Annotated in this window: 26 protein-coding genes and 1 pseudogene; 18 read left to right on the plus strand and 9 right to left on the minus strand. The window is 55.7% G+C overall.

What is annotated here, in order from left to right; genetic code table 11:
- The first annotated feature begins 15 nt into the window (after positions 1–15).
- A complete protein-coding gene (locus tag AAEZ05_RS06030) occupies positions 16–489 on the plus strand; it encodes an LEA/WHy family protein (protein ID WP_045061105.1) in 474 nt (157 codons plus the stop codon).
- 117 nt (positions 490–606) lie between these two features.
- Here AAEZ05_RS06030 and AAEZ05_RS06035 read toward each other — a convergent pair whose 3' ends face one another.
- From AAEZ05_RS06035 to AAEZ05_RS06045, 3 genes are all read right to left on the minus strand, one after another.
- Complete coding sequence (locus tag AAEZ05_RS06035) at positions 607–1896, minus strand: sensor domain-containing diguanylate cyclase (RefSeq protein ID WP_350646807.1); 1290 nt, start codon at positions 1894–1896, stop codon at positions 607–609.
- Positions 1893–2258 (minus strand): PAS domain-containing protein, encoded by a 366-nt coding sequence (locus AAEZ05_RS06040; RefSeq protein WP_350601071.1) that lies wholly within the window; start codon positions 2256–2258, stop codon positions 1893–1895. The genes AAEZ05_RS06035 and AAEZ05_RS06040 overlap by 4 nt, the downstream gene beginning before the upstream one ends.
- Before the next feature lie 608 nt (positions 2259–2866).
- On the minus strand, positions 2867–4072 hold the full coding sequence (locus tag AAEZ05_RS06045; RefSeq protein ID WP_350646808.1) for a GGDEF domain-containing protein: 1206 nt from the start codon (positions 4070–4072) through the stop codon (positions 2867–2869).
- A gap of 208 nt (positions 4073–4280) precedes the next feature.
- Between AAEZ05_RS06045 and AAEZ05_RS06050 the strand changes: the two genes are divergently transcribed.
- Positions 4281–4655, plus strand: a complete 375-nt coding sequence (locus tag AAEZ05_RS06050; protein WP_350646809.1) for an ATP-binding cassette domain-containing protein — start codon at positions 4281–4283, stop codon at positions 4653–4655.
- 123 nt (positions 4656–4778) lie between these two features.
- Here AAEZ05_RS06050 and AAEZ05_RS06055 read toward each other — a convergent pair whose 3' ends face one another.
- A complete protein-coding gene (locus AAEZ05_RS06055) occupies positions 4779–5873 on the minus strand; it encodes a GNAT family N-acetyltransferase/peptidase C39 family protein (RefSeq protein ID WP_045058349.1) in 1095 nt (364 codons plus the stop codon).
- A gap of 94 nt (positions 5874–5967) precedes the next feature.
- Between AAEZ05_RS06055 and AAEZ05_RS06060 the strand changes: the two genes are divergently transcribed.
- From AAEZ05_RS06060 to AAEZ05_RS06080, 5 genes are all read left to right on the plus strand, one after another.
- Positions 5968–7548: a RimK family ATP-grasp domain-containing protein gene (locus AAEZ05_RS06060; RefSeq protein ID WP_350646810.1), complete on the plus strand. Its 1581-nt coding sequence runs from the start codon at positions 5968–5970 to the stop codon at positions 7546–7548.
- Between the two features lie 3 nt (positions 7549–7551).
- Positions 7552–8463 carry a magnesium transporter CorA family protein gene (locus AAEZ05_RS06065; RefSeq protein WP_350646811.1) on the plus strand — a complete coding sequence of 304 codons (912 nt, stop codon included), beginning with the start codon at positions 7552–7554 and terminating at the stop codon, positions 8461–8463.
- A 194-nt stretch (positions 8464–8657) separates the two neighbouring features.
- Positions 8658–9122 (plus strand): thiol-disulfide oxidoreductase DCC family protein, encoded by a 465-nt coding sequence (locus tag AAEZ05_RS06070; protein ID WP_205893678.1) that lies wholly within the window; start codon positions 8658–8660, stop codon positions 9120–9122.
- Positions 9123–9274: 152 nt separating this feature from the next.
- Positions 9275–9835, plus strand: coding sequence for a GTP cyclohydrolase I FolE (folE, locus tag AAEZ05_RS06075; RefSeq protein WP_045058346.1), 561 nt, complete (start codon positions 9275–9277; stop codon positions 9833–9835).
- A gap of 143 nt (positions 9836–9978) precedes the next feature.
- Positions 9979–10425 carry a PAS sensor domain-containing protein gene (locus AAEZ05_RS06080; RefSeq protein WP_045058345.1) on the plus strand — a complete coding sequence of 149 codons (447 nt, stop codon included), beginning with the start codon at positions 9979–9981 and terminating at the stop codon, positions 10423–10425.
- Positions 10426–10494: 69 nt separating this feature from the next.
- On the opposite strand, the gene AAEZ05_RS06085 is transcribed toward AAEZ05_RS06080, so the two are convergent.
- The gene (locus AAEZ05_RS06085) at positions 10495–11613 is read right to left on the minus strand and encodes an aldo/keto reductase (protein ID WP_201777866.1); all 1119 of its coding nucleotides are present in this window, start codon (positions 11611–11613) and stop codon (positions 10495–10497) included.
- Between AAEZ05_RS06085 and AAEZ05_RS06090 the strand changes: the two genes are divergently transcribed.
- A complete protein-coding gene (locus tag AAEZ05_RS06090; protein WP_350646812.1) occupies positions 11575–12555 on the plus strand; it encodes a LysR family transcriptional regulator in 981 nt (326 codons plus the stop codon). The genes AAEZ05_RS06085 and AAEZ05_RS06090 overlap by 39 nt on opposite strands.
- A 48-nt stretch (positions 12556–12603) precedes the next feature.
- On the opposite strand, the gene AAEZ05_RS06095 is transcribed toward AAEZ05_RS06090, so the two are convergent.
- Entirely contained in the window at positions 12604–12792 is a 189-nt protein-coding gene (locus AAEZ05_RS06095) for a hypothetical protein (RefSeq protein WP_350601105.1), read from the minus strand.
- On the opposite strand from AAEZ05_RS06095, the gene AAEZ05_RS06100 reads away from it, so the two are divergent.
- Positions 12763–13038, plus strand: a complete 276-nt coding sequence (locus AAEZ05_RS06100; RefSeq protein WP_350646843.1) for a hypothetical protein — start codon at positions 12763–12765, stop codon at positions 13036–13038. The two genes, AAEZ05_RS06095 and AAEZ05_RS06100, sit on opposite strands and share 30 nt — an antisense overlap.
- 139 nt (positions 13039–13177) lie before the next feature.
- Here AAEZ05_RS06100 and AAEZ05_RS06105 read toward each other — a convergent pair whose 3' ends face one another.
- Positions 13178–14125 carry a LysR family transcriptional regulator gene (locus tag AAEZ05_RS06105; RefSeq protein ID WP_350601082.1) on the minus strand — a complete coding sequence of 316 codons (948 nt, stop codon included), beginning with the start codon at positions 14123–14125 and terminating at the stop codon, positions 13178–13180.
- A gap of 103 nt (positions 14126–14228) precedes the next feature.
- On the opposite strand from AAEZ05_RS06105, the gene araD1 reads away from it, so the two are divergent.
- From araD1 to AAEZ05_RS06140, 7 genes and pseudogenes are all read left to right on the plus strand, one after another.
- Entirely contained in the window at positions 14229–15227 is a 999-nt protein-coding gene (araD1, locus tag AAEZ05_RS06110) for an AraD1 family protein (protein ID WP_350601084.1), read from the plus strand.
- 69 nt (positions 15228–15296) lie between these two features.
- Positions 15297–16616, plus strand: coding sequence for an MFS transporter (locus AAEZ05_RS06115; RefSeq protein ID WP_350601085.1), 1320 nt, complete (start codon positions 15297–15299; stop codon positions 16614–16616).
- A 49-nt stretch (positions 16617–16665) separates the two neighbouring features.
- On the plus strand, positions 16666–18222 hold the full coding sequence (locus AAEZ05_RS06120) for a UxaA family hydrolase (protein WP_350646813.1): 1557 nt from the start codon (positions 16666–16668) through the stop codon (positions 18220–18222).
- A 116-nt stretch (positions 18223–18338) separates the two neighbouring features.
- Positions 18339–19925 (plus strand): aldehyde dehydrogenase (NADP(+)), encoded by a 1587-nt coding sequence (locus AAEZ05_RS06125; RefSeq protein ID WP_350601088.1) that lies wholly within the window; start codon positions 18339–18341, stop codon positions 19923–19925.
- 294 nt (positions 19926–20219) lie between these two features.
- Positions 20220–20393, plus strand: a complete 174-nt coding sequence (locus AAEZ05_RS06130) for a hypothetical protein (protein ID WP_350646814.1) — start codon at positions 20220–20222, stop codon at positions 20391–20393.
- 216 nt (positions 20394–20609) lie between these two features.
- The gene (locus AAEZ05_RS06135) at positions 20610–20810 is read left to right on the plus strand and encodes a hypothetical protein (RefSeq protein ID WP_350646815.1); all 201 of its coding nucleotides are present in this window, start codon (positions 20610–20612) and stop codon (positions 20808–20810) included.
- Between the two features lie 22 nt (positions 20811–20832).
- Positions 20833–21182, plus strand: a pseudogene (locus AAEZ05_RS06140) (response regulator).
- 73 nt (positions 21183–21255) lie between these two features.
- Here AAEZ05_RS06140 and AAEZ05_RS06145 read toward each other — a convergent pair.
- Positions 21256–21507, minus strand: coding sequence for a hypothetical protein (locus tag AAEZ05_RS06145; RefSeq protein WP_045058343.1), 252 nt, complete (start codon positions 21505–21507; stop codon positions 21256–21258).
- 163 nt (positions 21508–21670) lie between these two features.
- On the opposite strand from AAEZ05_RS06145, the gene AAEZ05_RS06150 reads away from it, so the two are divergent.
- Positions 21671–21988 (plus strand): ElaB/YgaM/YqjD family protein, encoded by a 318-nt coding sequence (locus AAEZ05_RS06150; RefSeq protein WP_045058342.1) that lies wholly within the window; start codon positions 21671–21673, stop codon positions 21986–21988.
- 65 nt (positions 21989–22053) lie between these two features.
- Here the strand turns inward: AAEZ05_RS06150 and AAEZ05_RS06155 are convergent, their stop codons facing one another.
- Positions 22054–23094 (minus strand): Ldh family oxidoreductase, encoded by a 1041-nt coding sequence (locus tag AAEZ05_RS06155; RefSeq protein ID WP_350646816.1) that lies wholly within the window; start codon positions 23092–23094, stop codon positions 22054–22056.
- Between the two features lie 281 nt (positions 23095–23375).
- Between AAEZ05_RS06155 and AAEZ05_RS06160 the strand changes: the two genes are divergently transcribed.
- On the plus strand, positions 23376–24380 hold the full coding sequence (locus AAEZ05_RS06160; protein WP_350646817.1) for a FecR family protein: 1005 nt from the start codon (positions 23376–23378) through the stop codon (positions 24378–24380).
- The last annotated feature ends 149 nt before the right edge of the window (positions 24381–24529 follow it).

A 24529-nucleotide genomic window follows, 5' to 3' on the forward strand; every position in this document is an offset into this window, starting at 1 on the left:
TGAAGAGAGCCTGTCATGCGCAGTATCCACGCCGTTATCCTGTCCTTGCTGATGCTCTCCCTGAGCGCCTGCGCGCTCTTTCCCAATCGCGACCCGGTCAACATCAACGTGGTCGGCATCGAGCCCCTGCAGGGCCAGGACATGGAGGTACGGTTTGCGCTGAAGATCCGTGTGCAGAACCCCAATGAGACCCCCATTGATTACAACGGCGTGGCCCTGGACCTCGAGGTCAACGGCCAACCGCTCGCCTCGGGAGTCAGCGATCAGTCGGGCTCGATCCCGCGCTTTTCGGAAACCGTGCTGACGGTTCCGGTCAGCGTTTCGGCGTTCTCGGTGTTGCGCCAGACCCTGGGACTGAGCCAGACGCAGACCCTCAACAACCTGCCGTACGTACTACGTGGAAAACTCGCCGCAGGCTTGTTCGGCACCATGCGGTTCGTCGATAGTGGCAAGCTCAGTTTGCCGGGGACGACATCCGGCACCTGGTAACGTTGACTCAGGAGCTCGATTAACATGGATGCCGCACCCACCTTCACCTGATCATCCACCGACAGCTCAAACACACCGTGGCGAAGATCGCGGTGTGGAGAAACATGATTCCAACGATCAGAAGTCATCAATATCGACTATACAGTTTCTACCCTTGGATTTTGCGTGGTAGAGCGCGGCATCTGCGCAGACCAGCAACTGCTTGAGAGTGGATCGCGATTCACTCATCGAGGCACAACCAATACTGACAGTGATTTTTATTTCCCCACCGGCGGAGCTTACACTGGATGCTTCAATGCTGCTCCTGAGTCGCTCCGCAACAACTGAAGCCTCGAGGCCATTGCTCTTAGGCAACATAACCGCAAATTCTTCGCCCCCAAACCTGGCGATAGTATCTCCGGGCCGAAGAACGCCCTCAGCAATTTTAACGATAGACTTGAGAACCTCGTCACCCATGGGATGCCCCCAACTATCATTCACTTGTTTGAAGTGATCGGCGTCCAGCATGATGATCGATATTGATTGGCCGTATCGATTTGCCCGAGCAAACTCTTTCTCTGCCAAATTGAAAAAATGAGCGCGATTAACTGCGCCCGTGAGATGGTCTTTGGTGAGTAAATTGGCCAGGTTATCACTCGACACCTTCCGCTCGGTGATATCTCGGCACACAACGGTATAGCCAGAAAACTCGTCATCCTCTTCGCGCAGAACAGCGATCATGGTTTGAGCAAAAAAGGTGTGTCCTGATTTGTGTTGGCAAAGATAGTCTCGTGAATGCCAACCTTCTTCGCGCGCGAATGTGAGATGCTCATCAAAGACATCAACATCCACGTCTGGCAAGTTACAGAATCGGCGCAACGTCTCTCCGATAGCCTCGGATTCCGTGTAACCTGTTAAACGCTCTGCCGAAGGGCTCCAGCTATTAATGACTCCCTGTTTAGTCAAACCGAGCACTGCGAAATCATTTACTATGGTATAGATCGCATCCAGCCATGAGTCGGTCTGCCTTAGTCGCCTTTCAGTCGCCACCTGGCAAGAGATATCAGTCAAAACCGTTATCAGAACCTCGTTATTGATCTTCACAATTGTACACGTCAGAACAATACCCCCTTCCGATGCAGGCGACACGTGAATTCTGTGACCTACACATATTGACCCGCACGACTCTCGAAAACTTGTTACCATGTTACGTAACTCCGGCGCCACGGAAGAAAGCGTTTCAAACAGATTTTCTAGTCCAGTGAGCTTGACCAATGGCATCAACAATTGTGTTGCCATGGGATTAAGCATATCAATGACACCACTGGGATTGGTCCTTACCAATCCGACAGGTGATAGATACATGAATGAGAGTAATGCTTCGTATTCTGACTCGATTGAGTCAGCCCCCGGCTCAATACTATTCATTTTTTTGCCCACTCAATCAGTAGGAAGCGGGTGCTGTTATCCATTTTTTTGAGTAGTCTCATTCGAACGGGGATTGGCCGCATTCTAAGTGCCAGAACGTAAGAAATGATCACGTCCAGTTCAGGTTCATTCTCAAATCTTTGAGCGACCATGGCATTATTCAAGCATGGAGCAATTTCCAAGAATAAATTTTTACCTAAGACACGTTCCTGGCGCAGGGCCGCGCTTGAGGCCTCAAAAGCATTGTAAATCACTACTTTTGCAGCGTCATCAAAGCCAATAATCCCGAAGTTCAGAGTATCCAGTTCATCAGGCGCGTCTAATAATGATCCAATTGAAGCCTCTTCAAACGTCAGATTCATTTTTTACTCACTCGCAAAATTAAATATTAATTTTAAAACGCCTTGGGCGTCCAGCACTTCCTACACAACCGCGTAGCGATAGCGCCCTCCCCTTTGGCATTTAATGAGAACATTTCTCTGACGGTAGATTATTCTTATAAAAAGTGAACACCTCATAAATCAATACGACCCGCCTCTACCACTGCTCAGCATCTAAAGCGCCCCCACCAGCCCACCCTCGCTCACCTCCACAATTGGCTGAAAAGCGAAAGAAAATTCCAGATCCAGTTCGCGAGTGTTTTTGCAACCTTGGCATACATCCGACAAAGTTGATAAGCCAGGAAAAATTTTCACGTGGGGCTCCAAACATCAACTACCATTTTCATCACGGCTGATCTAACAAACTTTGAGCAGTTGAATAAATACGAGATTAACTTTCGAGAGGGCAAGGACTGCCCAGGAGATTTGATTGTAGCAGTTTATTTGCATAACGGCTCTCCCCTACTGATAACTACACGATTTTCACTCCTGAAAACAATATAACGAAATCAAAAACGTTTATAACTTAGACACTTACCCTTATTTCACGCCGATAAACCTATGTATTTATGGAAACGTCACGCGTGGAATCACGACGCTTCAGTCGTTTGTGGAGTGTCACTGAACGGCGCAGCACTGCGCAGGCGACAAGGCTGCGCCAGTCGCAAGGTATTGCGCCCCAAGCCCTTAGCCTCATAAAGCGCCGCATCCGCCCAGGCTAGCAGGCTGGCGGTGGTATCGCCGTCATCTGGCATCACAGAGCAAACACCGATACTGATGCGCACCGGAATGCTTGCGTCACCGAACTGCGCAGGTGTCTCGGCCAAAGAGGCACGCAGTTTATCAAGCACAGCAACGGCGCCTTCGGGGCTCGTACCAGGCAGCAGCACCAGGAATTCTTCGCCTCCATAACGACCAATACTGTCTGAATGACGAAGACGCTCGGTCAGATGGTTAACGCAGTGGCAAATCACTTCATCACCCGCCAGATGACCATGGACGTCATTGATCTGTTTGAAGTGGTCTATATCGACCATGGCCACAGCAAGATAAGCATTCTCTCGGCGTGAACGTTCCAGGTCTTTGGAAAACTGCTCAAGGATAGCTCGACGATTGAGAATGCCTGTCAGAACGTCCCGCAGCGCCATCTGCTGGAGTAATGACTCACTGCGCTCCTTGGACAGCAGCACAAGCCCGAGAGAGATCATCATCGCGGTAAACGTACCGATACTGACCGAGATAGTCTGCTTGAGGTTGCTGACATCGTAGCGCATCTCGGCAGCCCCCCCGCCGAGCACAGCCACCACCCGCATGCCCAGGCCAATCAGGCTGATACTCGCCCCAATGATCAACAGCATCCGTGCACGGCCCTGAGCGGGAATGTAGCGGCGAGTCCAGTAGATGATCAATGCGCACTGCACCATCAACACCCCAGTGGCAGCGAGCATTCTCGGCTCCAGGGTTTCGATCAGGCTTGCCATCAACGTCAGCATCAGTACAGCCGGCGCGAAAACCCGCCACCAAGCCACTGGCAACTCGATAATCCGGAACAAGCTGGCACCATAGAAGGCCAGCGCCACCGCGAGTAATGTATTGGCGGCACCATAGGTCAACCATATTGGAGCATGACCGTAAAAGGTGTAGCCAACGTAGGCCAAGGCATGGGCCAATAAACCAAAGCCAATGGTGAGCAGACCGTCACGCTGGTTGAACTGGCCGACCAGAATCAGACAAAACGCCATGATCGTCGCGACTAACGCGACACAGGCAAAAAGCGTGGGGGTATGGGCAATCATGGAGTCTCACAAGGCGCCGCTGGAAATAGCTCTGATCGTGAGTTTAGCTGAGATGGCCGACTGCCAGTATGTGTTTGTCGGACGACGGTGGTCAGCGAGGACGGGCCAGATGTCGCCGAGGGAGGCTCATCTGGCGAAAAGTCTTCGAGCACACATTTCCCAACCCCATCCATCAAAACAAGCTGCATGAAACATTCTTAATACACGAATGAGATTTATTCCCATAGCCTTGGCCTTTGTTCGCAGTCCCCGGTTATTGCTACTGGACGAGCCGACTTCTGCGCTGGATCTGGCCAATCAGTTACAGATACTTGATGCTGTCAGCAGCTATACACGCAAACATAACATCGTCACGCTGGCGATTTTCCACGACATGAATTTGGCCAGTCGCTATGCCGACGACACAATGATGCTGCACCAGGGCCATGTGCATTGCAGCGGTTCGACAGGCGCCACGTTGACACCGGAAAACCTTGCGCACGTCTATGGCGTCGATTGCCGCGCATTGAGTGTCGACGCTGGGACATTCACCGCGGTCTATCCAGTATCTGTACTTACGCCTGAACAACGAGCAGCCCATTAAATATCAGATTACAGTTTGCTAGCCAAAGACCCCGCGCAGCATGGAGGGTGCGAGTGATGTCTTCAAACAACAATCACTCGGCCAGCGAAAACGCTAACGTTTCGACACCCAGCGAGCGCCCCTTTAGCGTGCGCGCAGCATGACGGCAGCCCGTACTCGGCGAGAGCCAAACGTGCTCATGCGCATAAACTCCTCGTGACTCACTGGCAGGTGCTGGCAATCGATGCTCTGACGGTGGCGGCTGTGATCCACATCCGGATCGTGCAGATACACAAACTCGTCGTCGCAACCTGTTATCAGTACCCAATGAGGGGCCTTCAACCGGGTGAACCGGTAGTTACTGATCAGTACCACGGGTTTGAATCCAGCCACAATTGCTGCGCGGATATCAAAATTGGAAGCCTGCTCCTGTATGACACCCGCTTGCACCAAATCCTCAGCGAAGCTGTCTTCTACCAGCTTCATGATGGCCTTTTTTTCCGGACTGCGTACGCCCTCCAGAAACAGCGAGCCAAGTTGGCTAACCACCAGACGCACCTCAAAACCGCGCCGACAGGCAGCTAAAGCCAAGCCCTGAGGACTGCAGCCACCGTGTCCTGCGGTCATGAAGATGGTAGTCGCCTCGCGCCAGAGCTGAATTTCCTCCTTGCGGCTCATTGGCCGGCTCGTCTCGATGGCAGCCATAGCCATCAGCAGACAGGCCGCGCCGCATGTGAATTCGGTGGTCTGTTGATAATAGGGTACTTGACGTGTCGGCGACGGAGCTTGATGGAGGATTCGCTTCTCGTAACGCAGCGCTTCGGCATGATCTTCGTAGTAGTCTTCGACGACTGCGAAGCGCTGGTATCCATTGGCCTCATACAGGCTGATGGCCGCGGGATTATCGGCTCTGACCTCCAAACGCAACCATGCGCAGTTCCGGGAAAGCGCACGCGTTTGTGCCTCTTCCAGCAGACTCTGGCCGAGGCCATGGCCTCGCCATGCCTGACTGACAGCGATTGAATACAGGCGTGCGAGTGATGTGCCACGATGAAAGAGCAACAGGGCATATCCCGCCAGTTCTTCCTGGCATTCGGCGACAATCAAACAACTATTGGCACGGCTGACCATCCAATGAAAATTGCGCTGGCTCAACCGATCAAGCGTAAAACACTCCTGTTCCAACGCGACCAATTCGTCGATATCGTCCGTCGCTGCAACGCGAAAGTTAAAAAGCATGGTGGCACCGTAATGTTTGAGTAACGAACCGGGACAGACCCGGATGTCCGTGATTTATTGAAGCGGCGTGTTCTTCAATAGGGATCGATTACTCATGTCAGCGGTGCAAACCAACGTGAACGAAGTATTGGACAAATCGGAACGTTCCACAATATCTCTCGTCGAGGAGCCTCCCAGCACGGGGCGTTCAGGCAGCCAGTTGCTGATCCTCGTCGAACGCAAGGAAGACTGGGCCAGCTACCTCCCCAGTGAAAGCCTGATGCTCGCCCAGGATTACCTTGAGCACAGCGACGACCTCCCCGGTCGCACGCAGGTGATCAACCTCTGCCGCAACTACAAGTACCTGGGCCAAGGCTACTACTGCTCTTTGCTTGCCGAAGCGCGCGGGCACAAGGTGTTCCCGTCGGTGCGCATCATCAGCGAGCTGTCGCGCAAGGCGCTGTACGGGGTGGGTCTGGATGATCTTGAGCGCACCCTGGAGCGGGCGCTGGCCAACCATCCTTATGGCAATACCGAAGCCTTTACCCTGTCATTGTATTTTGGCAAAGCCACCATTGAGTCACTGCAAGAGATCGGCCGTCAGCTCTTTGAGGCGTTCCCCTGCCCTATTTTGCTGGTGGAATTTCGCCGTGGTGAGACGTGGCAGATTGCCGGAATCAAACCCGGTGCATTGCACAAACTGCGTGATGAGCAACAGCATGCTTTTGCCAACGCCTTGGATGCCTTCAATCGGCGCACATGGCGACAACCGGCGTCCAAGCGTATGGCTCGATACGACCTGGCAATATTGCAAGATCCCGCAGAGGCGCTGCCACCTTCCAATTCATTGGCGCTGGAGCGATTTGTTGAAACCGGCAAACAGCTTGGTATCGATGTCGAACTTATCGAGAAAAAAGACTATGCGCGCCTGGCAGAATTCGACGCGTTGTTCATTCGCGAGACTACCCGCGTAGACGACCACACCTACCGTTTTGCCAAAAGAGCCGAGAGTGAAGGTCTGGTGGTCATCGATGATCCATCTTCCATCCTTCGTTGCACCAACAAGGTGTACCTGACTGACCTGCTCAAGCGACGCGGCCTGGGAATGCCAGCGACGGAAATCCTCTACAAGGATCGACCTCAGGAACTGGAGCAGGCAGGCCGTCGGTTGGGCTTTCCTCTTGTACTGAAAATTCCCGACGGCTGCTTCTCGCGGGGTGTCATCAAAGTCGCCGATGCGCAGGCGCTGTCGTCGGCAGCACAGGAATTGTTCGAGCATTCGGTGCTGCTGCTCGCTCAGGAATACTGCTACACGGAGTATGACTGGCGCGTAGGCGTGCTTAACGGCGAAGACCTTTATGCCTGTCAATACTTCATGTCCAAGGGGCATTGGCAAATCTACAACCACAAAGCCGTGCCTGGTGAAATAAACGGCATGTGCAAGGCCGTCCCGATCGAGCAAGCGCCGCCAGAGGTTGTGCAACTTGCAGTCGACACCGCACGGCTGATCGGCAATGGCCTTTACGGCGTCGACCTTAAACAAGCCGGTGACCGGGTGTTGGTGATTGAAGTCAACGACAACCCTAACCTGGATGCGGGAACCGAAGACGCCGTATTAGGCGATGAGCTGTATCGGCGGGTGCTTCAAGCATTTATCCAGAGGCTGGAACTCAAACATCGCGGCCAGGCGTGGTAAGCGATGATCGAAGCCTACAGCATTCAGGAAGGTAACCTGTGCCAGGCGCCCGACGATCAAGCCAGTGTCTGGCTGTGCGTCGCACCGGATGCCGGCGAGCAGTTGCTGCTCCGGGAACAATTGGGGATCGGCGCCCAGGCGCTGGAGTCATCCCTGGACCCGGACGAAGTAGCGCGCATCGAGATCAAGCCAGACCATCTGTTCCTGATCTGGAAGCGACCGGAGAGCTTCGATGGCCGAGCGTTCAATGTGTCGTCGTTCGGAGTGGTGTTGAGCGAGCAGAGGTTGGTGGTGATCTGCGCGAGCAACTCACTTCTAGCAGGTTTGGAGAGCGACTCAGCGCTGAGCGGCCCTCTGGATGTGCTGATGGCGCTGCTGGCTGAAAGTGTGCATCACTATTTGGGCCACTTGCGTGTTGTCAAGCAGATGGCCCGCGAGGTGCAGCAACAAGTCAGCCGCACAATGGATAACCAGCAACTGGTGCAGATGTACAATTTGAGCGAAAGCCTTGTGTACTACGTGAACGCCATTCAGAGCAATGGCGCAGTACTCGCCCTGCTTCGAAGCCATGGCCAGCGCCACGGGTTCGGCCCAAGTCAACTGGACTCGCTCAACGATCTGATTATCGAGAACGAGCAGAGCTACCAACAGGCAAGGATCCACGCCAAGGTGTTTGCGAATCTGATAGAGGCACGTGGCAATCTGGCGAACAATGGCATGAACCTGGCGCTGCGCAACCTGACCCTGATAAACGTGGTTTTCCTTCCACTCAACCTGATCGCAAGCATTGGCGGCATGTCGGAGTTCAGCATGATGACCGCCGCCATACCTTGGTGGGTGTCATTCCCCTGTTTGGTTGTTGGCATGGCTGCGATAGGCGGCGGCATGGCCGCGGCACTGCGGCGAGTGGCTTGATGATCCGCGCTTGAAGTTGAACCGAGCAGGACTGTGCAGCCCGCCGCGCGCAGCGCTATTGCTGCTCTTGTGATCTCTACTTTGAACGCTGCCCGGCGGGCGGGCGGATCATTTTCACGGCAAACGAATGACCATGATTGTCAGTTGGTTTTTTTAGGCTTATCTTGTACAGAACCTATACAAGATAGACATCAATGTACAATAAAGAGCATTGGCCACTGACGCTGTACTTTGACGGTACATGCCCGCTGTGCGCGCGTGAAATCAAGATCCTGCGCCGACACGCCGCAGGGAGTCGACTGCTGTTTGTAGACATCAGCAGTGATGCCTTCGACGCAAGGACACTCGGGTTTACGCTCGAGCAAATGCAGTCCTCGCTGCATGCCCGTTTTGCCGATGGCCGCTGGGTAACCGGACTGGACGCCACTCTATGGAGTTGGCGAGCCGCCGGCCTGGGGTTCTGGGCAACGCCACTGACATGGCGTGCAGTCCGGCCGCTGCTCGCCGCAGGCTATCGCCTCTTCTGCCGCTTACGCCCCCATTTGGCCTGGTTGCCTCATCCAGAGGGTCGCCGTCGATGTGTCGACAGCTCTTGCACAGTGCCGGAATCAAAACCCGTACCTGGCGAGCATCTCACCTGCAAAACTAAGCAGCCCTAGGATGCTTCGCTCAGGTACGGCCTGAGGAAGAACCTGAGCGACAGGTGACAGGGCGAAGCTCGTGTTCCTGAGTCAGATCTTACGCAGCCCAAACGCCCCTAAAGCCAAGGATGGCCGTCACATGAACCGCAGCATGGCTGCGAGGAATAGAAATGAACCCATCATTAGCCGACCACTACCGTGAAATTCTTGTCAGCGTAGGCGAGAACCCTGAGCGTGAAGGATTGCTGGACACGCCCAAACGCGCAGCCAAGGCGATGCAATACCTGTGCAACGGCTACACGATGAGCCTGGAAGAAGTGATCAACGGTGCACTGTTCGAATCGCTAAATGATGAAATGGTCATCGTGCGTGATATCGAACTGTATTCATTGTGTGAGCATCACATGCTGCCCTTCATCGGCAAGGCTCACGTCGCATACATCCCCACCGGAAGAGTACTGGGGCTGTCGAAGGTCGCACGGGTGGTTGATATGTTTGCCCGCCGCTTACAGATTCAGGAAAACCTCACAAAACAAATCGCCGACGCCATTCAGCACATCACCGATGCCGCCGGCGTGGCTGTGGTCATAGAGGCCAAGCACATGTGCATGATGATGCGAGGCGTGGAGAAGCAAAACTCGGTGATGACCTCATCAGTGATGCTGGGCGCCTTTCGCGAGTCGTCCGCTACGCGCCACGAGTTCCTGCAACTGATCGGGCGACCAGCTTGACACCAAAGGTCGCGCCTGTCCGCGCATACCTTTCTCGCTGGCGGCGCCTTGGTCAGTCATAGGAATGCTGTCGAATTGTGTCGAAAGCATTTTGAAACCCCAAGTTGTCCTAAAATGATGTGACATTCACTGGGGCTCAGAAAATGATCAATGCAGAACTGCTTCAACTGATGGTTGAAGCATCCAACGATGGCATCGTGGTAGCAGAGCAGGAAGGCGACGAGAACATACTGATCTACGCCAACCCCGCCTTCCAGCGCCTGACGGGCTACGGTGTTGACGACATCCTTTACCAGGACTGTCGCTTTCTGCAGGGTAATGACCGCGACCAAAGCGGCCTGGCAACAATCCGGGAGGCGATAAAGAACTTTCACCCCTGCCGGCAAATCATTCGCAACTATCGCAAGGATGGCAGCGCTTTCTGGAACGAACTGTCGATTACCCCTGTGTTTAACGACGCAGATCAACTGACGTACTTCATCGGTATCCAGAAGGACGTCAGCGTTGAGGTTGAGGCTCGCGAGCGAGTCCGTGAACTTGAAAGTGAAGTCGCACGATTAAAGGAACAATTGGCGCAATTGCGACGCTAAGCCTGACTGCGTCTACTGAGTTAATGCCCGCCGCTCCTTTCAAGACCAATGAGGTTTCAAGTCAATGAATTACCATTGGTGATGCACATGAGAGGCGATTTTCGATTCATACAGGTCACGAACCGCTTGCATCGACTCGTCAGAAATCGGCGCCAAGTCACTCGAATCACTATTGGCTTTGGCTTGCTGTGGATTCTTGGCCCCCGGGATGACAGTCGTCACCCCGGACTCCATCAAAATCCAGCGCAATGCAAACTGCGCCATTGTCACGCCCTGCGGCACTAAGGGCCAAAGTCGCTCGACGGCTTCCAGCGCTACATCAAACGGTACGCCGGCGAAGGTTTCGCCTTTATCGAACGCCTCCCCATTTCGATTGAACAAGCGATGATCATCCGCAGCGAAAGTAGTAGCGTTCGTCATTTTCCCACTTAGCAAACCGGAAGCCAAAGGCACGCGAACGATAACCCCAACTCCACGTTTTTTAGCCTCTTGCATGAAAAGAGAAGCGGGCCGCTGACGGAAGATGTTGTAGATCATCTGAACCGAAACGACACCAGGGTATTCGATAGCCTTCAAAGCCTCTTCGACCTTTTCCACCGAAACGCCGTAGTGACGTATTTTCCCTGCGGTAATCATGTCCTCCATTACCTGAAAGACATCGGGTTGATAGTAAATTTCGGTAGGTGGGCAATGAAGTTGAACAAGGTCGAGACAATCTGTTTGCAGGTTTCGCAGGGAGCGGTCTACGAAATCGTTCAGATTCGCTCGCGTGTAGCCTTCAGCCACATGAGGATTTAACCTCCTTCCAGCTTTTGTCGCGATAAAAGGCCGCTCCCCGCCTCGCTCTTTCATCACATCTGCAATGATGCGCTCTGATCGTCCGTCACCGTAGACGTCCGCGGTATCGATGAACGTTGTGCCTTGGTCCAATGCCCCGTGAAGTGCCGCTTTAGCATCAGACTCTGAAACCTCACCCCAGGCTCCACCGATGGCCCATGCACCAAATCCAATTTCGGAGACTTTTCTGCCCGTGCGTCCAATGACTCGGTGATGCATATCTGCTTCCTCTTCTCTTAGCCCTACATGACGCCACTGGCGAATATTCCCGATCACCCGGTAGTTTGGCGATGTCATCAGGTCGTTGACGGGGTGCTGATATTCGCACAGGCTAAACTGAAAGCAGCTCATCAACTCCTTGAAACCTATTCATCCATGACCCAGAAAAATCGCATCGATTTCGCAGACCTGAAGGTTTTCCTGTCCATCGTCCGATGGGGAAGTTTCAAATCAGCAGCTAAAGAATTGGGCCTGACTCCTTCGGCTTTGAGCCATGCCATACGGCGGCTCGAAGACCGCTTGGGCGCAAAGTTACTGAACAGGACAAGTCGTGCCGTATCGCCCACTTTTTTGGGGCTGGATTTAGCGGAGCGTCTGGAAGATGGCTTCAACAAGATCGGCGCCGCGCTTGAAACGTTTGAAGCGCCAGGCGTTGGCAATCTTGGTGAGATTCGTCTCAATGTATTTGCAGATGCTGCCGATCTGCTGATCGCACCAGCACTCCCTGAATTCGTCCGACGCTGTCCAGGCGTGCGTCTTACGGTAGTGGTCGATAACAGGCCCATTGATATTGTGGCCGAGGGATACGACGCGGGTATACGCTACGGTCATCATGTTCCGAAAGACATGGTCGCATTACCGTTGAGCGGGCCTCAGCGCTGGGTTTTGGTGGCCTCGCCAGGCTATGTCGAGCAACACGGAGCGCCGATGACCATAGAAGATCTGGAGCATCACACCTGTCTTCAACTACTTTTGGGAGATAACTCGAGCTTTCGCTGGGAGCTGCAGGTTGAGGGTGAGCGCAGGAAAATTCGTGTTCCAGGATTGGTGACCATCAATGATACAGCCACAACTATCTCTGCCGCTAAAGCGGGCGTGGGCATCGCCTATGTGCTTGAAGCACGAATAACACCGGAATTAAAGTCTGAAACACTGAGATTGATACTTCCACAGCACGCATCCGCGGAAGATCCATTCCATATATATTACGGTAGTCGTAGATACAATCACCCAGCACTACATACACTGATCAACATTATAAGAGAACAGCAATCCGTTCCAAACCTGTTGTAGGCAATTTTTCACATGCCTGCAGCGTGCTGAGTTCTTCTCCGATCGAATTCACAAAATCATTTTTAATCGAAGCTGGAACGCTAGCCAATCGGACTGATTTTTATCCGATCTATCAACCACCGCCCGGCTGGGCCGGGCAAGGTGCTGGTCGAGCTGGGCGACAGCATCGTTGCGCAGCCCCTCGAACAGGCCTTGAGCGCGGACATTGTGATTCTGGCCATCCCTTTCAGCGCTCATCGGGACATCGGTCGGAAGATGGCGTGCTGGAACGATAAAATCGTCATCGATGCGATGAATACTTATGGAGTGCCTCTCAAGGAACTCGGTGATCGAGCATCAACCGACGTTAGGGCTAGGCGGCCCGCTCATTCTTCAAAATATCGTCAAATATCGATAATCGGACAGCTGAATTCTGTGTGCGGTGGACAAACAAGCGTTGATCTTGCACGTCAGCTGAGTTGGCAGGCAAAGACAGTTGCATGACGAAAGGGCATCAGCCCCCTGAGTAATCGAAGGTCGTGGTATTGCGCCTGGCCAAGAGTCGGAGGCGAATTGCCTTTCATTTGCTCTGGCAGAGCGACTCGGCTTGATAGCAGATACTCCGCCGGCACGGAAGCTTGCGTTATGTCACAGGCGCTGCCGAATCAGCGCTTACGCCGGTCAGCTCGTCGATCAGCAAAACCATAGGTGCCGTGTACTCTACATCCGGCCGAGTGACGATTTCATAGGGCTCGCTAGTCGATTGGATGGTCAGCGCCAGCTTGACCAACATACCGTGATCCAGTGCCATCTGAGCAACATCATTCGGCATGACGGCAACCAGGTTCGGATCTTTCAGTAACAGGGACAACGTAGTAAATGTCGAAGAGGTTTCGATAGCGTAGAGCGGAAAACTCAATCCCAACTGGCGAAACTCACGCTCTAACGTCAAGCGCATGGGCATATTGACCGGGAACACTACCCAGCGACTGTCCATCAGGTCGGCGAGCCTCAGCGCCGCTGCTCCTGCAAGTCGGTGCCGCGGATTGGCCACCACTACCAGTGGTTCCTGTGCGCGGAAGCGGGTTTGATAAGCGGTCGGCCGTGGGCTTACGCTGGTTCGACAGATTGCTACATCCAATCGCCCCTGGTCCAACAAGCTCAACAAGCGCGAACTGGTGTCTTCAACAATGGCAATAGACAGCTCCGGCTGTTTATCGCGCAGGCGCGCGAGGCTGTCCACCAATGCCGGCACGGCGCCCATGATGGTGCCCACCGCAAGGCGTCCGCCGTGCCCTTTGAGAATTCCGACCATTTCTTCACGAAGGTGCTCGAGGTCGGTGTGAATCAGGCGCGCATAACGAATCACACAGCGCCCCAGGTCGTTGGCCTCCAAACCCTTGCTCGTGCGCTCGAAGAGGCTTGAGCCGAAGATTGTCTCAATTTCCTGCAATGCCTTGGTTGCGCCCGGTTGGGACAACGCCATGATCTCGGAAGCCTTGCGAACCGAGCCATGCTCGTCGAGGGCGATCAACAGCCGCAGTTGCTTGAGCCGCAGGCGAGAGACGATGGATGAAAAGGACGGAAGCATGGGTATACCTGAAAGTTATCGCTTGGGTCGTAACTCTCATTAGGCAGCAAGAGCCTGGAAATTTAAAGTGGCTTTAACGATAACAACAAGCCGAGACCCAACCATGCGTTTAATCCAGTTTGAAGACACTGCAGGCCAGCGTCGTGTCGGCGTTGTAGAGGGCGACTCGATTCAGGTGGTCAACGGCACATGCAGTACACGCGCCCTTGCCCTGGCCGCCATTGCCAATGGCCGCAGCCTGCTGCAGGAAGTACAGGCCGTTGGCACCGCACTCGGTGCCGAGAGTTACATCGAGCTGCTGGAAGCCTGCCGAGTCCTGCCACCACTCGACCATGAAGACCCGGCCCACTGCCTGATCAGCGGCACTGGCCTAACCCACCTGGGTAGCGCTTCGACTCGGGACAAGATGCACCAGCAAAAACTCGACGATCAGGCCGCGCTAACCGACACCGCCCGGATGTTCCAGTGGGGAATCGACGGCGGTCGTCCCGCAGCGGGTACAGTGGGAGCTCAACCAGAATGGTTCTACAAGGGTGATGGTTCGATTGTGGTACGTCCGAACCAGGCTTTCCAGTCGCCGGGGTTCGCAGAAGATGCCGGCGAAGAACCCGAGCTGACCGGTCTGTACGTGATCGGCGAAGACGGCAAGCCGTACCGCGTGGGCTTCGCCTTGGGCAACGAGTTCTCTGACCATGTCATGGAACGTCGCAATTACCTGTATCTGGCACACTCCAAGCTGCGCAACTGCTCCTATGGGCCAGAGCTTCGCGTCGGTGAACTGCCCCGGCACCTGGCAGGTACCAGCCGCATCTGGCGCGACGGCCAAGTACTGTGGGAGAAAGAGTTCCTCAGTGGCGAAGACAATATGTGCCACAGCCTGGAGAATCTTGAGTACCACCATTTCAAGTACACCCAGTTCTTGCGCCCTGGCGATGTGCATGTGCACTTCTTCGGCACTGCCACCCTCTCTGTCGCAGACAATATCAAGACTCAACCGGGCGATCGTTTCGAAGTCAGCATGAGCGAGTTCGGAGCACCGCTGTGCAATACCATCGAAGTCGCCGCAGCAGCGTTCAACATTGGAGAAATACAATCGCTGTGACGGGTTAGGCCCTTAACAGGGCCATTAGAAATGGATGCATTTCATAATAAACATAAGAGTGAGATGAACATGACCACTGGCAATGTACAGGTCGTCACTGCTACTGCATCGGCTGCCGCCGCAAACGCCCGTCCAACCACTGTGCGTTGGAGGATTTTCCTGCTCCTGCTGTTGCTCTCGGCCATCAATTACATCGACCGGGCTTCGCTGTCAGTTGCACTGCCACTGATTTCTGCTGATTTCAACATGACGCCGGCACTGGAAGGTTTGATGCTGAGTGCGTTCTTCTGGTCGTACGCGCTGATGCAGATTCCTGGCGGCATGCTGCTCGACCGTTTTCAGACCCGCAACATCGTTGGCATTGCCACCGTTGGCTGGGGCCTCTTTCAGGCCTTGGCCGGCGGCGCGCACAACTGGATCACTTTGCTCATCACACGGATCGGGCTGGGTGTCGCAGAGTCGCCGATCATGCCGGCCGGCGCCAAGCTCAACGGTGCCTGGCTGACGCCCAATGAACGCGGTCGCGGAGCGACGCTTGTCGATGGCGGCGCCCCTCTGGGTACTGCACTTGGGGCAATTCTCATCGCGGGGTTGATCACCTGGTTTGACTCCTGGCGAATCGCTTTCGTCATCGCGGGCGTTGGCACCATGGTCGTAGGCATATGGGCATGGTGGTACATCAGAAACCATCCAAGCGAACATCCTAAAGTGAATGCTGCAGAGCTGGCTTACATCACTGATGCCAATGAAGCGGCCAGAAAAGCCACCGGTGGGCGTAAGGCAATCCTTAAGGAACTGCTCAAGAGCCGTTCGGTGTTGGCAATGTTCGCCGGCTACGCTTGCTACAACAGCGTGTTCTACGGCCTGCTGACCTGGATGCCAAGCTACCTGCACAAAGCCCATAACCTGGACATCAAGGCCATGGGTGGCGCGACATTTCTTATCTTCATGTGTGGGTTCATTGGCGAGCTGTTTGGTGGCTGGCTGTCCGATAAGTGGAAAGCTGCAGGCGGTCAACCCAACACAGTCATGCGCAGTATGTTCGCAGGCTCCGCAGCCATTGCCGCCATCTGTATTCTGGCCGTGGCTTACAGCGGTGATGCGGTCGTTGTCATCTCGCTGCTCTGTGTAGCCTTGTTCTTCATTCGCTGGTGCGGCATGTACTGGTGCCTGCCAGCCATCCTCGGTGGCCAGTCCAAAGCGGGTGTACTGGGGGGAAGCATGAACTTCTGCGGCAATATGGTTGGCGTAATCGTGCCAATCCTGATCGGCCTGATCGTGCAATACACCGGCTCATACTTCTTGGCGCTTATCTTCTTCGTAGTGATGGCGTCCGGACTGATGCTGTTCTCCAGCCTGATTGATTATCGCGAGCGTGGATTGGCTTGACCTGCCCAGTCCGATTCATTGCGCTACCTGAAAAACAGAGGGAACCGTCATGCAACTCATAACGACAACAGGCAGTGAAACCGCTGCTAATTCCGTGATTAGACTCAACGTGCTGGACGATGTGTTGATCGCGCGGCAACCGCTCATCAAAGGCCTGGAGCTTAAAGCCGAAGGTATCCAGGTGCTTGAGCCCGTGCCCTCTGGACACAAGGTCGCGGCGCGTCATATCGACGTGGGCCAACCGGTACGTCGCTACGGGCAGATTATCGGCTTCGCGAGCCAACCCATCGAGGCGGGGCAACACGTGCATGTCCACAACGTGGCGATGGGCGATTTCTCTCGGGACTATGCGTTTGGCATCGATGCCAAGGGCAATCCCGCGCCCACGGCGGAAACGTTCATGGGCATCGTGCGCTCCGATGGTCGTGTGGCTACGCGCAACTACATCGGCATTCTGACGTCGGTCAATTGCTCGGCCACTGTGGCGCGGGCGATTGCTGACTATTTTCGCCGCGACATTCACCCTGAGGCACTGATTGAGTACCCCAACGTTGACGGAGTAGTCGCACTCACCCACGGTGTGGGCTGCGCAGTCGACCCGGGCGGCGAGGCACTGGCCATGCTGCGCAGGACTCTGGGGGGTTATGCCGTGCACCCGAACTTTGCCTCGGTACTCTTGATCGGCCTGGGTTGCGAGACCAACCAGATTCCCGATCTGCTGGCGGCCCAGGGTCTGACAAGCAGCGATTCGCTGCGCACTTTCACCATCCAGGGCACGGGTGGCACTTCGAAAACCATTGCCAGTGGCATCGCGCAAGTCAAGTCACTGCTCGCAGAAGCCAACAGAGTCAAACGGGAACCCGTCAGCGCCAAGCACCTGATCATCGGCCTGCAATGTGGCGGCTCCGACGGTTACTCGGGCATCACAGCCAACCCTGCGTTGGGCAATGCAGTAGATCGCCTGGTGGCGGCCGGCGGCACCGCCATTCTGTCGGAGACGCCGGAGGTATACGGCGCCGAGCACTTGTTGACTCGCCGCGCCGTGAGCCAGAAAGTCGGTGAAAAACTCATCGCACGTATTCATTGGTGGGAAGCCTACTGCAAGCGCATGGATGCCGAGCTGAACAACAATCCTTCAGCGGGCAACAAAGCCGGAGGCTTGACCACCATTCTGGAAAAATCGCTGGGTGCCGTAGCCAAGGCAGGCTCCACCGATCTTGTCGATGTCTACGAATACGCTGAAACGGTCAGGGCACACGGCCTGGTGTTCATGGACACCCCCGGCTACGACCCGATCTCTGCAACTGGCCAAGTAGCTGGCGGGGCCAACCTGATTGCCTTCACCACGGGTCGCGGTTCGGCATATGGCTGTGCGCCCTCGCCGTCTATCAAACTCGCCACCAACAGCCGTCTTTGGGAAACTCAGGAAGAAGACATGGACGTCAACTGCGGCGGGATTGCCGACGGCACCATGACCATTGAGGAGCGCGGCGAATACATCTTTCGCATGATGCTGCGCATCGCCTCGGGTGACAAAAGCAAAAGCGAACAGCATGGCTACGGCCAGAACGAGTTCGTGCCGTGGCAGATCGGTGCGATCACTTAAGACCTTTCATTCACTTCGGCACTCCGGCTCCCGTCGTCCAGCACGATGCGGAGCCGCTTGATTTAGCGGGTGTCGAGCCTCGAATTTTCTTTAATCATCCAATCAGGAAGCCTGACATGACTCAGATTCTCGGTCAGAACTACATCGGTGGTCAGCGACTCGGCGCGGGTAGTGTGCATCTGCAAAGTTTCGATGCGACAACAGGCGAAGCGCTACCAGGCCATTTCATCCAGGCCACGCAAGACGAGGTCGACGCGGCAGCCAAAGCAGCCAGCGCCGCGTACACGGTTTACCGCAATTTGCCAGCATCCCGCCGCGCTGAATTTCTGGATGCTATCGCCGACGAACTGGATGCCTTGGGCGACGATTTCGTCAGCACCGTCTGCCGTGAGACGGCGTTGCCTGCCGGGCGTATCCAGGGCGAGCGTGGCCGCACCAGCGGGCAAATGCGCCTGTTCGCCAAGGTGCTGCGTCGCGGTGACTTTTACGGCGCGCGCATTGATCGCGCCCTGCCGGATCGCACGCCCCTGCCCCGCCCTGATTTGCGCCAGTTCCGGATTGCCGTGGGCCCGGTCGCGGTGTTCGGCGCGAGCAACTTCCCGTTGGCATTTTCCACTGCCGGGGGCGACACCGCCTCTGCTTTAGCCGCTGGCTGCCCGGTAGTGTTCAAGGCCCACAGCGGCCATATGGCTACCGCCGAATGGGTCGCGGACGCCATCGTGCGTGCAGCGGAGCGCACCGGTATGCCCGCCGGTGTTTTCAACATGATCTACGGCGGGGGCGTCGGTGAGTGGTTGGTAAAGCATCCGTCGATTCAAGCCGTGGGGTTCACCGGCTCTCTCAAAGGTGGCAACGCATTGTGCAAGATGGCTGCGGAACGTCCCCAGCCGATTCCGGTGTTCGCCGAGATGTCGAGCATCAACCCGGTGATCATTCTTCCCCAGGCACTCAAGGTGCGTGGCGAAACCATCGCCAACGAACTCGCCAGCTCGGTCACCTTGGGTTGCGGGCAGTTTTGCACCAATCCCGGACTGATCATCGGCGTGCAGTCGGCAGATTTCACGGCGTTTTTACAGCACTTCACCGCGCAAATGAAAGATCAACCGGCGCAGACCATGCTCAACGTCGGAGCCCTGGCCAGCTATGGCAAGGGTCTGCAACACCTGCTCGCTCACCCGGGCGTGGAACATCTGGCGGGCAGTCCGCAACAGGGTAAACAGGCTCAACCGCAATTGTTCAAAGCCGACGTCAGCTTGCTGCTCAACGGTGACGAACTGCTCCAGGAAGAGGTATTCGGGCCGGCCACCATCGTCATTGAAGTCGCCGACCAGGCGCAACTGGTCGCGGCGCTCAATGGTCTGCGCGGGCAGTTGACGGCAACCGTCCTTGGTGAAGCTGGCGAGCTGCTGGAATACAGCTGGATGACCGAGCTGTTGCAAGAGAAGGTCGGTCGGATTCTGTTGAATGGCTATCCAACCGGGGTAGAGGTTACCGAGACCATGGTGCATGGCGGGCCGTACCCGGCGACGTCGGACGCGCGAGGGACCTCGGTGGGCACATTGGCGATTGATCGCTTCCTGCGCCCGGTTTGCTTCCAGAACTACCCCGACGCCCTCTTGCCCGAAGCCCTGCAAGACGCCAATCCGCTGGGCATCCAGCGCCTGGTCGATGGAAAACATACGGCCGTCGCGCTTGACCATTAAGTAACGCGAGTAGCAAAAAACCGTCCACTTCGGGCGGTTGTTTTCCGTATGTAATAGCGCGCTCAAGTCCGCCATAAGGCAGCGTCTTTGTGGACGCTGCCTTAATGTGCAAGGCCCACGAGCAGCCGGCTCATTAATGGACGCAGTCAGCCTGGCATGTTCCTTATTTCACGAAAGTGACCATCACTGGCGATGGCTGCGCAATAGCAAAAATATCGTAAAGAAATCGTAGATCACCTTGAGTTCCGCCATAGATATTTTATCCTCCGGAACACATTTCGACGGAAGAATATTATGAGCAACTCAGATCTGGGAATCATGATCATTTCAATTATCGGATTGTTCGGATTGGCATCTTTTGTTTTTGAGCATTTGAGCCGTAACCGCTCAACCAAAACCAACTATCAGAAATCCTCCATGGAAAAGCGACAAACTGAAGCCCGGCCAAAGAAAAATACCCATTACTAAAAACCTACCCTGATCCAACCACGCTACTTTTAATTTTTATAAGATCTTTATTCTTTCGCCCCCAATCCTTTTAACAATTTACTATTTATCAAACCAGGCTTCCTTCATTATTGGCGGGAATGCCATGGACTTCATCTTTTTAGTATTCGGAGCGCTATTTATGAGCCTGGTGGGGGTGGCGCGCGGCTGTGCGCTGCTGTTTCCGGAGGACTTCCTGTGACTATTCAAGCCTGGGTCCTGCTTGGGGCTTTGCTGCTGATACTCGGCATTCTGGCCTGGCCTCTTGGCCTTTGGCTGACCACCGTGATGTTTCGTCACCAATACCAACTGGCAACTGGCAACTGGCAACTCTACAGCGGTGAAGCCACGATGAGCTACCTGCCCCAGATGCTCGCTCGCTATCCATTCTTAAAGTAAGAGACAGCTCTTACGATCCCTCCTGGTCGTCGACGACGAGGATTTGATCGCCGACACTCTCAGCATCGCGCTGGAGGATGAGGGTTCATGGTGGTTACGGCCAGCAATGGTCGAAAAGGGCTCGAGGTTCTGGGTAGAGAACAGCCTGCCTTGATCATCACCGACTTTATGAGGCCGGTCATGGACGGCCTGGAATTCGCCACAGCCGTCCGGAGCCTTCCTTGCGCTGATCAGTTGCCGATCATCCTGATGAACGGTGCTCAGGCACATATTGGAATGCACAAGTCGGATTTGGTTGATGCGGTATTGGCGAAGCCATTCAACATCGACTTGATCATTGCCGAAGTCAGAAAACTCTTGGGGTCATCGTAGTCCGCAGCCGCTCTAGGCAATGAGATTCGCCCAAGTCCACGGCGATCAGCGCTACCCCATGGCGCCGGGTTGGCTACTTGGCAGCCATCAAGCGATTGACTTCACTGCGCACCATGTTGGCAAATTCCGGGGGCGACATGGCGTCGAGCTCGGAACGGACCCACTCGGCCCATTTACCTTTGCGTTTGGCGCGCTCGCCAAACAACCGTGCGGCCTCGCCCTTGGCTTTGCCCAGGTTGCTTTGCCAGAGATCGAACAGACGGGATTTTTCATCTTCAAGCGCGGCGCGCTCGGAAAGGGGTTTGTCGGCCAGATTGAAGCTCATGGGGTTTACCTGCTGTGTAAATTGGCGACATCTTACACCCTGGTAGGAAATGTCCTGCGCTGGATTTTCTCAAGGACCACATTTTCGCGCTAAATCCCTGCAACTTTTCCTGCCGCTCTACACTCCATTGTTCACTGTCCATCCATCAGCAAGGAGTACTTCAATGGCCCGGAAAACTGCCGCGCAAATCGCCGAAGATCAAATCAAGGATCAAGCGTTCAGCGAGTTGCAAGCGTTGATCGAAGAGTCGGACAAACTGCTCAAGAGCAGCGCATCACTGGTCGGTGAGGAGGCAGAAACCCTTCGCGGACAGGTAGCCCAAAAACTCCAGCAAGCCATGGACTCGGTCAGCAGCGTGCGCGATCGGACCAAGCCTGCCGTAGAAGCCACCGAGACCTACATCGGGGGCCATCCGTGGCAGACCGTGGCGATCTCCGCAGGTTTCGGCCTGGTGGTGGGACTGCTGCTCGGCCGCCGCTGATTCAAGCGCAACCTCCGAAGCGGCTGGCGTTGCCAGCTGCTTCGGCGTTTCAGCCTAAGGCAGTTCTAGTCCCCCGCAAGCGCCCGCAGATTGTCCAATGTCTGCGCATCCAGCTCGATACCTCCAGCCGCTGACTTGGTCCGTTGTTGATGACGGCGGTCCCCCGGCAAGCGTTTAAGCCCTGCACCATGCATCTGCCGCACCAGTTCCTGGCTGCGCTCAGCAAAACTCTGCCCGGCGGCCTTGCTCGGGTCGATCACAATCAGCAACTGTCCGGTCCACGGGGTCTTGGCTCCGGGGTGGTTGGACCAGTCGAACTCGAAAGAAAAATTACCACCTGTCAACGCTGCCGCCAGCAACTCCACCATCATCGACAGTGCTGAGCCCTTGTGCCCGCCAAACGGCAGCAAAGCGCCGCCCTCAAGTATGGCCTTTGGGTCCTGGGTCGGCTGGCCAAGGCTGTCGACGCCCATGCCCGCTGGCAGACGCTCGCCCTTGCGCGCGGCGATCTGCACGTCACCATGGGCAATCGCGCTGGTGGCCAGATCAAAGACGATGGGATCGCCGTCGGCGCGTGGCGCGGCGAAGGCAATCGGGTTAGTGCCAAACAGCGGCCGGTCGGCACCATGAGGCACCACGCAGGTCATGCTGTTGACCACGCTCAAAGCCACCAGCCCTTCGTAGGCAAAGGGTTCAACATCGGGCCACAACGCGGCAAAGTGATGGGAGTTGCGGATTGCCAGCACTGCGATGCCCGCACTGCGGGCCTTCTCCACCAGCAAAGCGCGCGCTGCCGCCAGCGCAGGCTGGGCAAACCCGTTGCCGGCATCGACCCGGACGAAGCCTGAGGCTACGTCTTCTACCAGCGGGATGGCCTGGCCGTTGACCCAGCCACTTTGCAGGGTCGATACATACCCGGGAATGCGGAACACGCCATGGCTGTGTGCGCCGTCCCGTTCGGCGCCCGCGCAGTTGAGGGCCAGGGTGCGGGCGACGTCGGCGCTGGTGCCATGGCGCAGGAAGATCTTTTCCAGTAACTGGGTCAATTCATCAAAAGACAGATTTTGCGAAGCCGTAGGCGTGGCAAGTTCGTGTGGCGCGGACATCTGAAGCTCCAGATTAATTATTGGAGGGGGCAACAGCGTGTAATGACAAACAAACCGATTAAACAAAGCGAGCTGCACGGCCTGTCAATCTTTCGACCGGGCGGCGTTCAACCGGATTAATGTAACCGACCCGGCGGGGAATTTGGCGATAACTATTTACCAGGCGGCCCTTTGAACGGCAGGTTTAAATGAAAAACATTGCTGTTTGATGGGTAATTGCCATGACGGTGTTCTCGCCGACTTCCTGCAAAGGTTAGAATGCACGAAATCAGGATGAGTCAATGACCAACACCCCCCTTCCGCAAGCCGAATATGACGCCATTACCGATGCCGCGGCGCACTGGTGCATGCGTCTGCATGCCATCGACTGCACCGCGCAAGAGCGCCTGGCGTTTGAGCAGTGGCGGGATGCTCATCCGCTGCACGCGGTTGAGTACGAAGCGATGCTGGAGATCTGGGAAGTCGCTGGTGACCTGCCGCGTCCGGCCACCGAAGGTGCGGCTGCCCTCCCCTTCAAGCCTGCCTCCCCTTGGCGAACCTTCGGTATTGCAGCAGCGGTCTGTGCGGTGGCGCTACCGTTGGCCGCCTACAGCGGCTGGAACCTCGGTTGGCTGCCCAATGCCTACGAGCACATTGAAGCGGGCGATACGGTGCGCCATGTGACCCTCAGTGATGGCAGCGAAGTCGAGCTGAACCTGGGCAGTAACCTGACTTTCACCAACTACAAGGATCAGCGCCGCGTTACCTTGAACAAGGGTGAGGCCTTTTTCAAAGTCAGCCACGACACGAGCCACCCGTTCATCGTGAAGGCCGCTGACGGGCGGATTCGGGTCACCGGGACTCAATTCAATGTCTGGATGTATGAGAATCAGGTACGGGTGAACCTGGTCGAGGGTTCGGTGCTGGTCAGCAGTAACGATGACCTTCCAGGTGATGGCCTGCGCCTGGGTCCTGCCATGCAGGCCAGCTATGGTCGCGGAGACTACACTGCGCGCATCAGCCAGACCTACGACAACGACAACTCGCTGGCCTGGCGCAGCGGCAAGCTGGTGCTCGATGACCTGACGCTGAGCAACGCCCTGCCCTTGATCAACCGCTATCTAAGCAAACCCCTGGCGGTCGCCGACCACAACACCGGTGCGCTGCGGATCGGCGGAATCTACAACATCAAGGAGCTCAATTCTTTGGTGGCCTCGCTGCCCAAGGTGCTGCCGGTGTACGTGACCCGCAACAAGGACGGTAACCCGGTGCTCAACGCCATGCCGCAACAGGCCCCAAAAATCTGATACTTGCCCCCTGCCGGAGCGACCAGGCTCGCGATTAGGCTGTCGGGTTCGGCATCATTGCTGCCTGTGAGTCCGCTATCGCGAGCAGGCTCGCTCCCACGTAGTGTTTCCCAAAGGCTCATGTGCAAAGACTCGCTCTCACAGGGTCG

It is taken from the genome of Pseudomonas sp. HY13-MNA-CIBAN-0226 (genome assembly GCF_040310305.1).
In the GTDB taxonomy this organism is placed as follows: domain Bacteria; phylum Pseudomonadota; class Gammaproteobacteria; order Pseudomonadales; family Pseudomonadaceae; genus Aquipseudomonas; species Aquipseudomonas gregormendelii.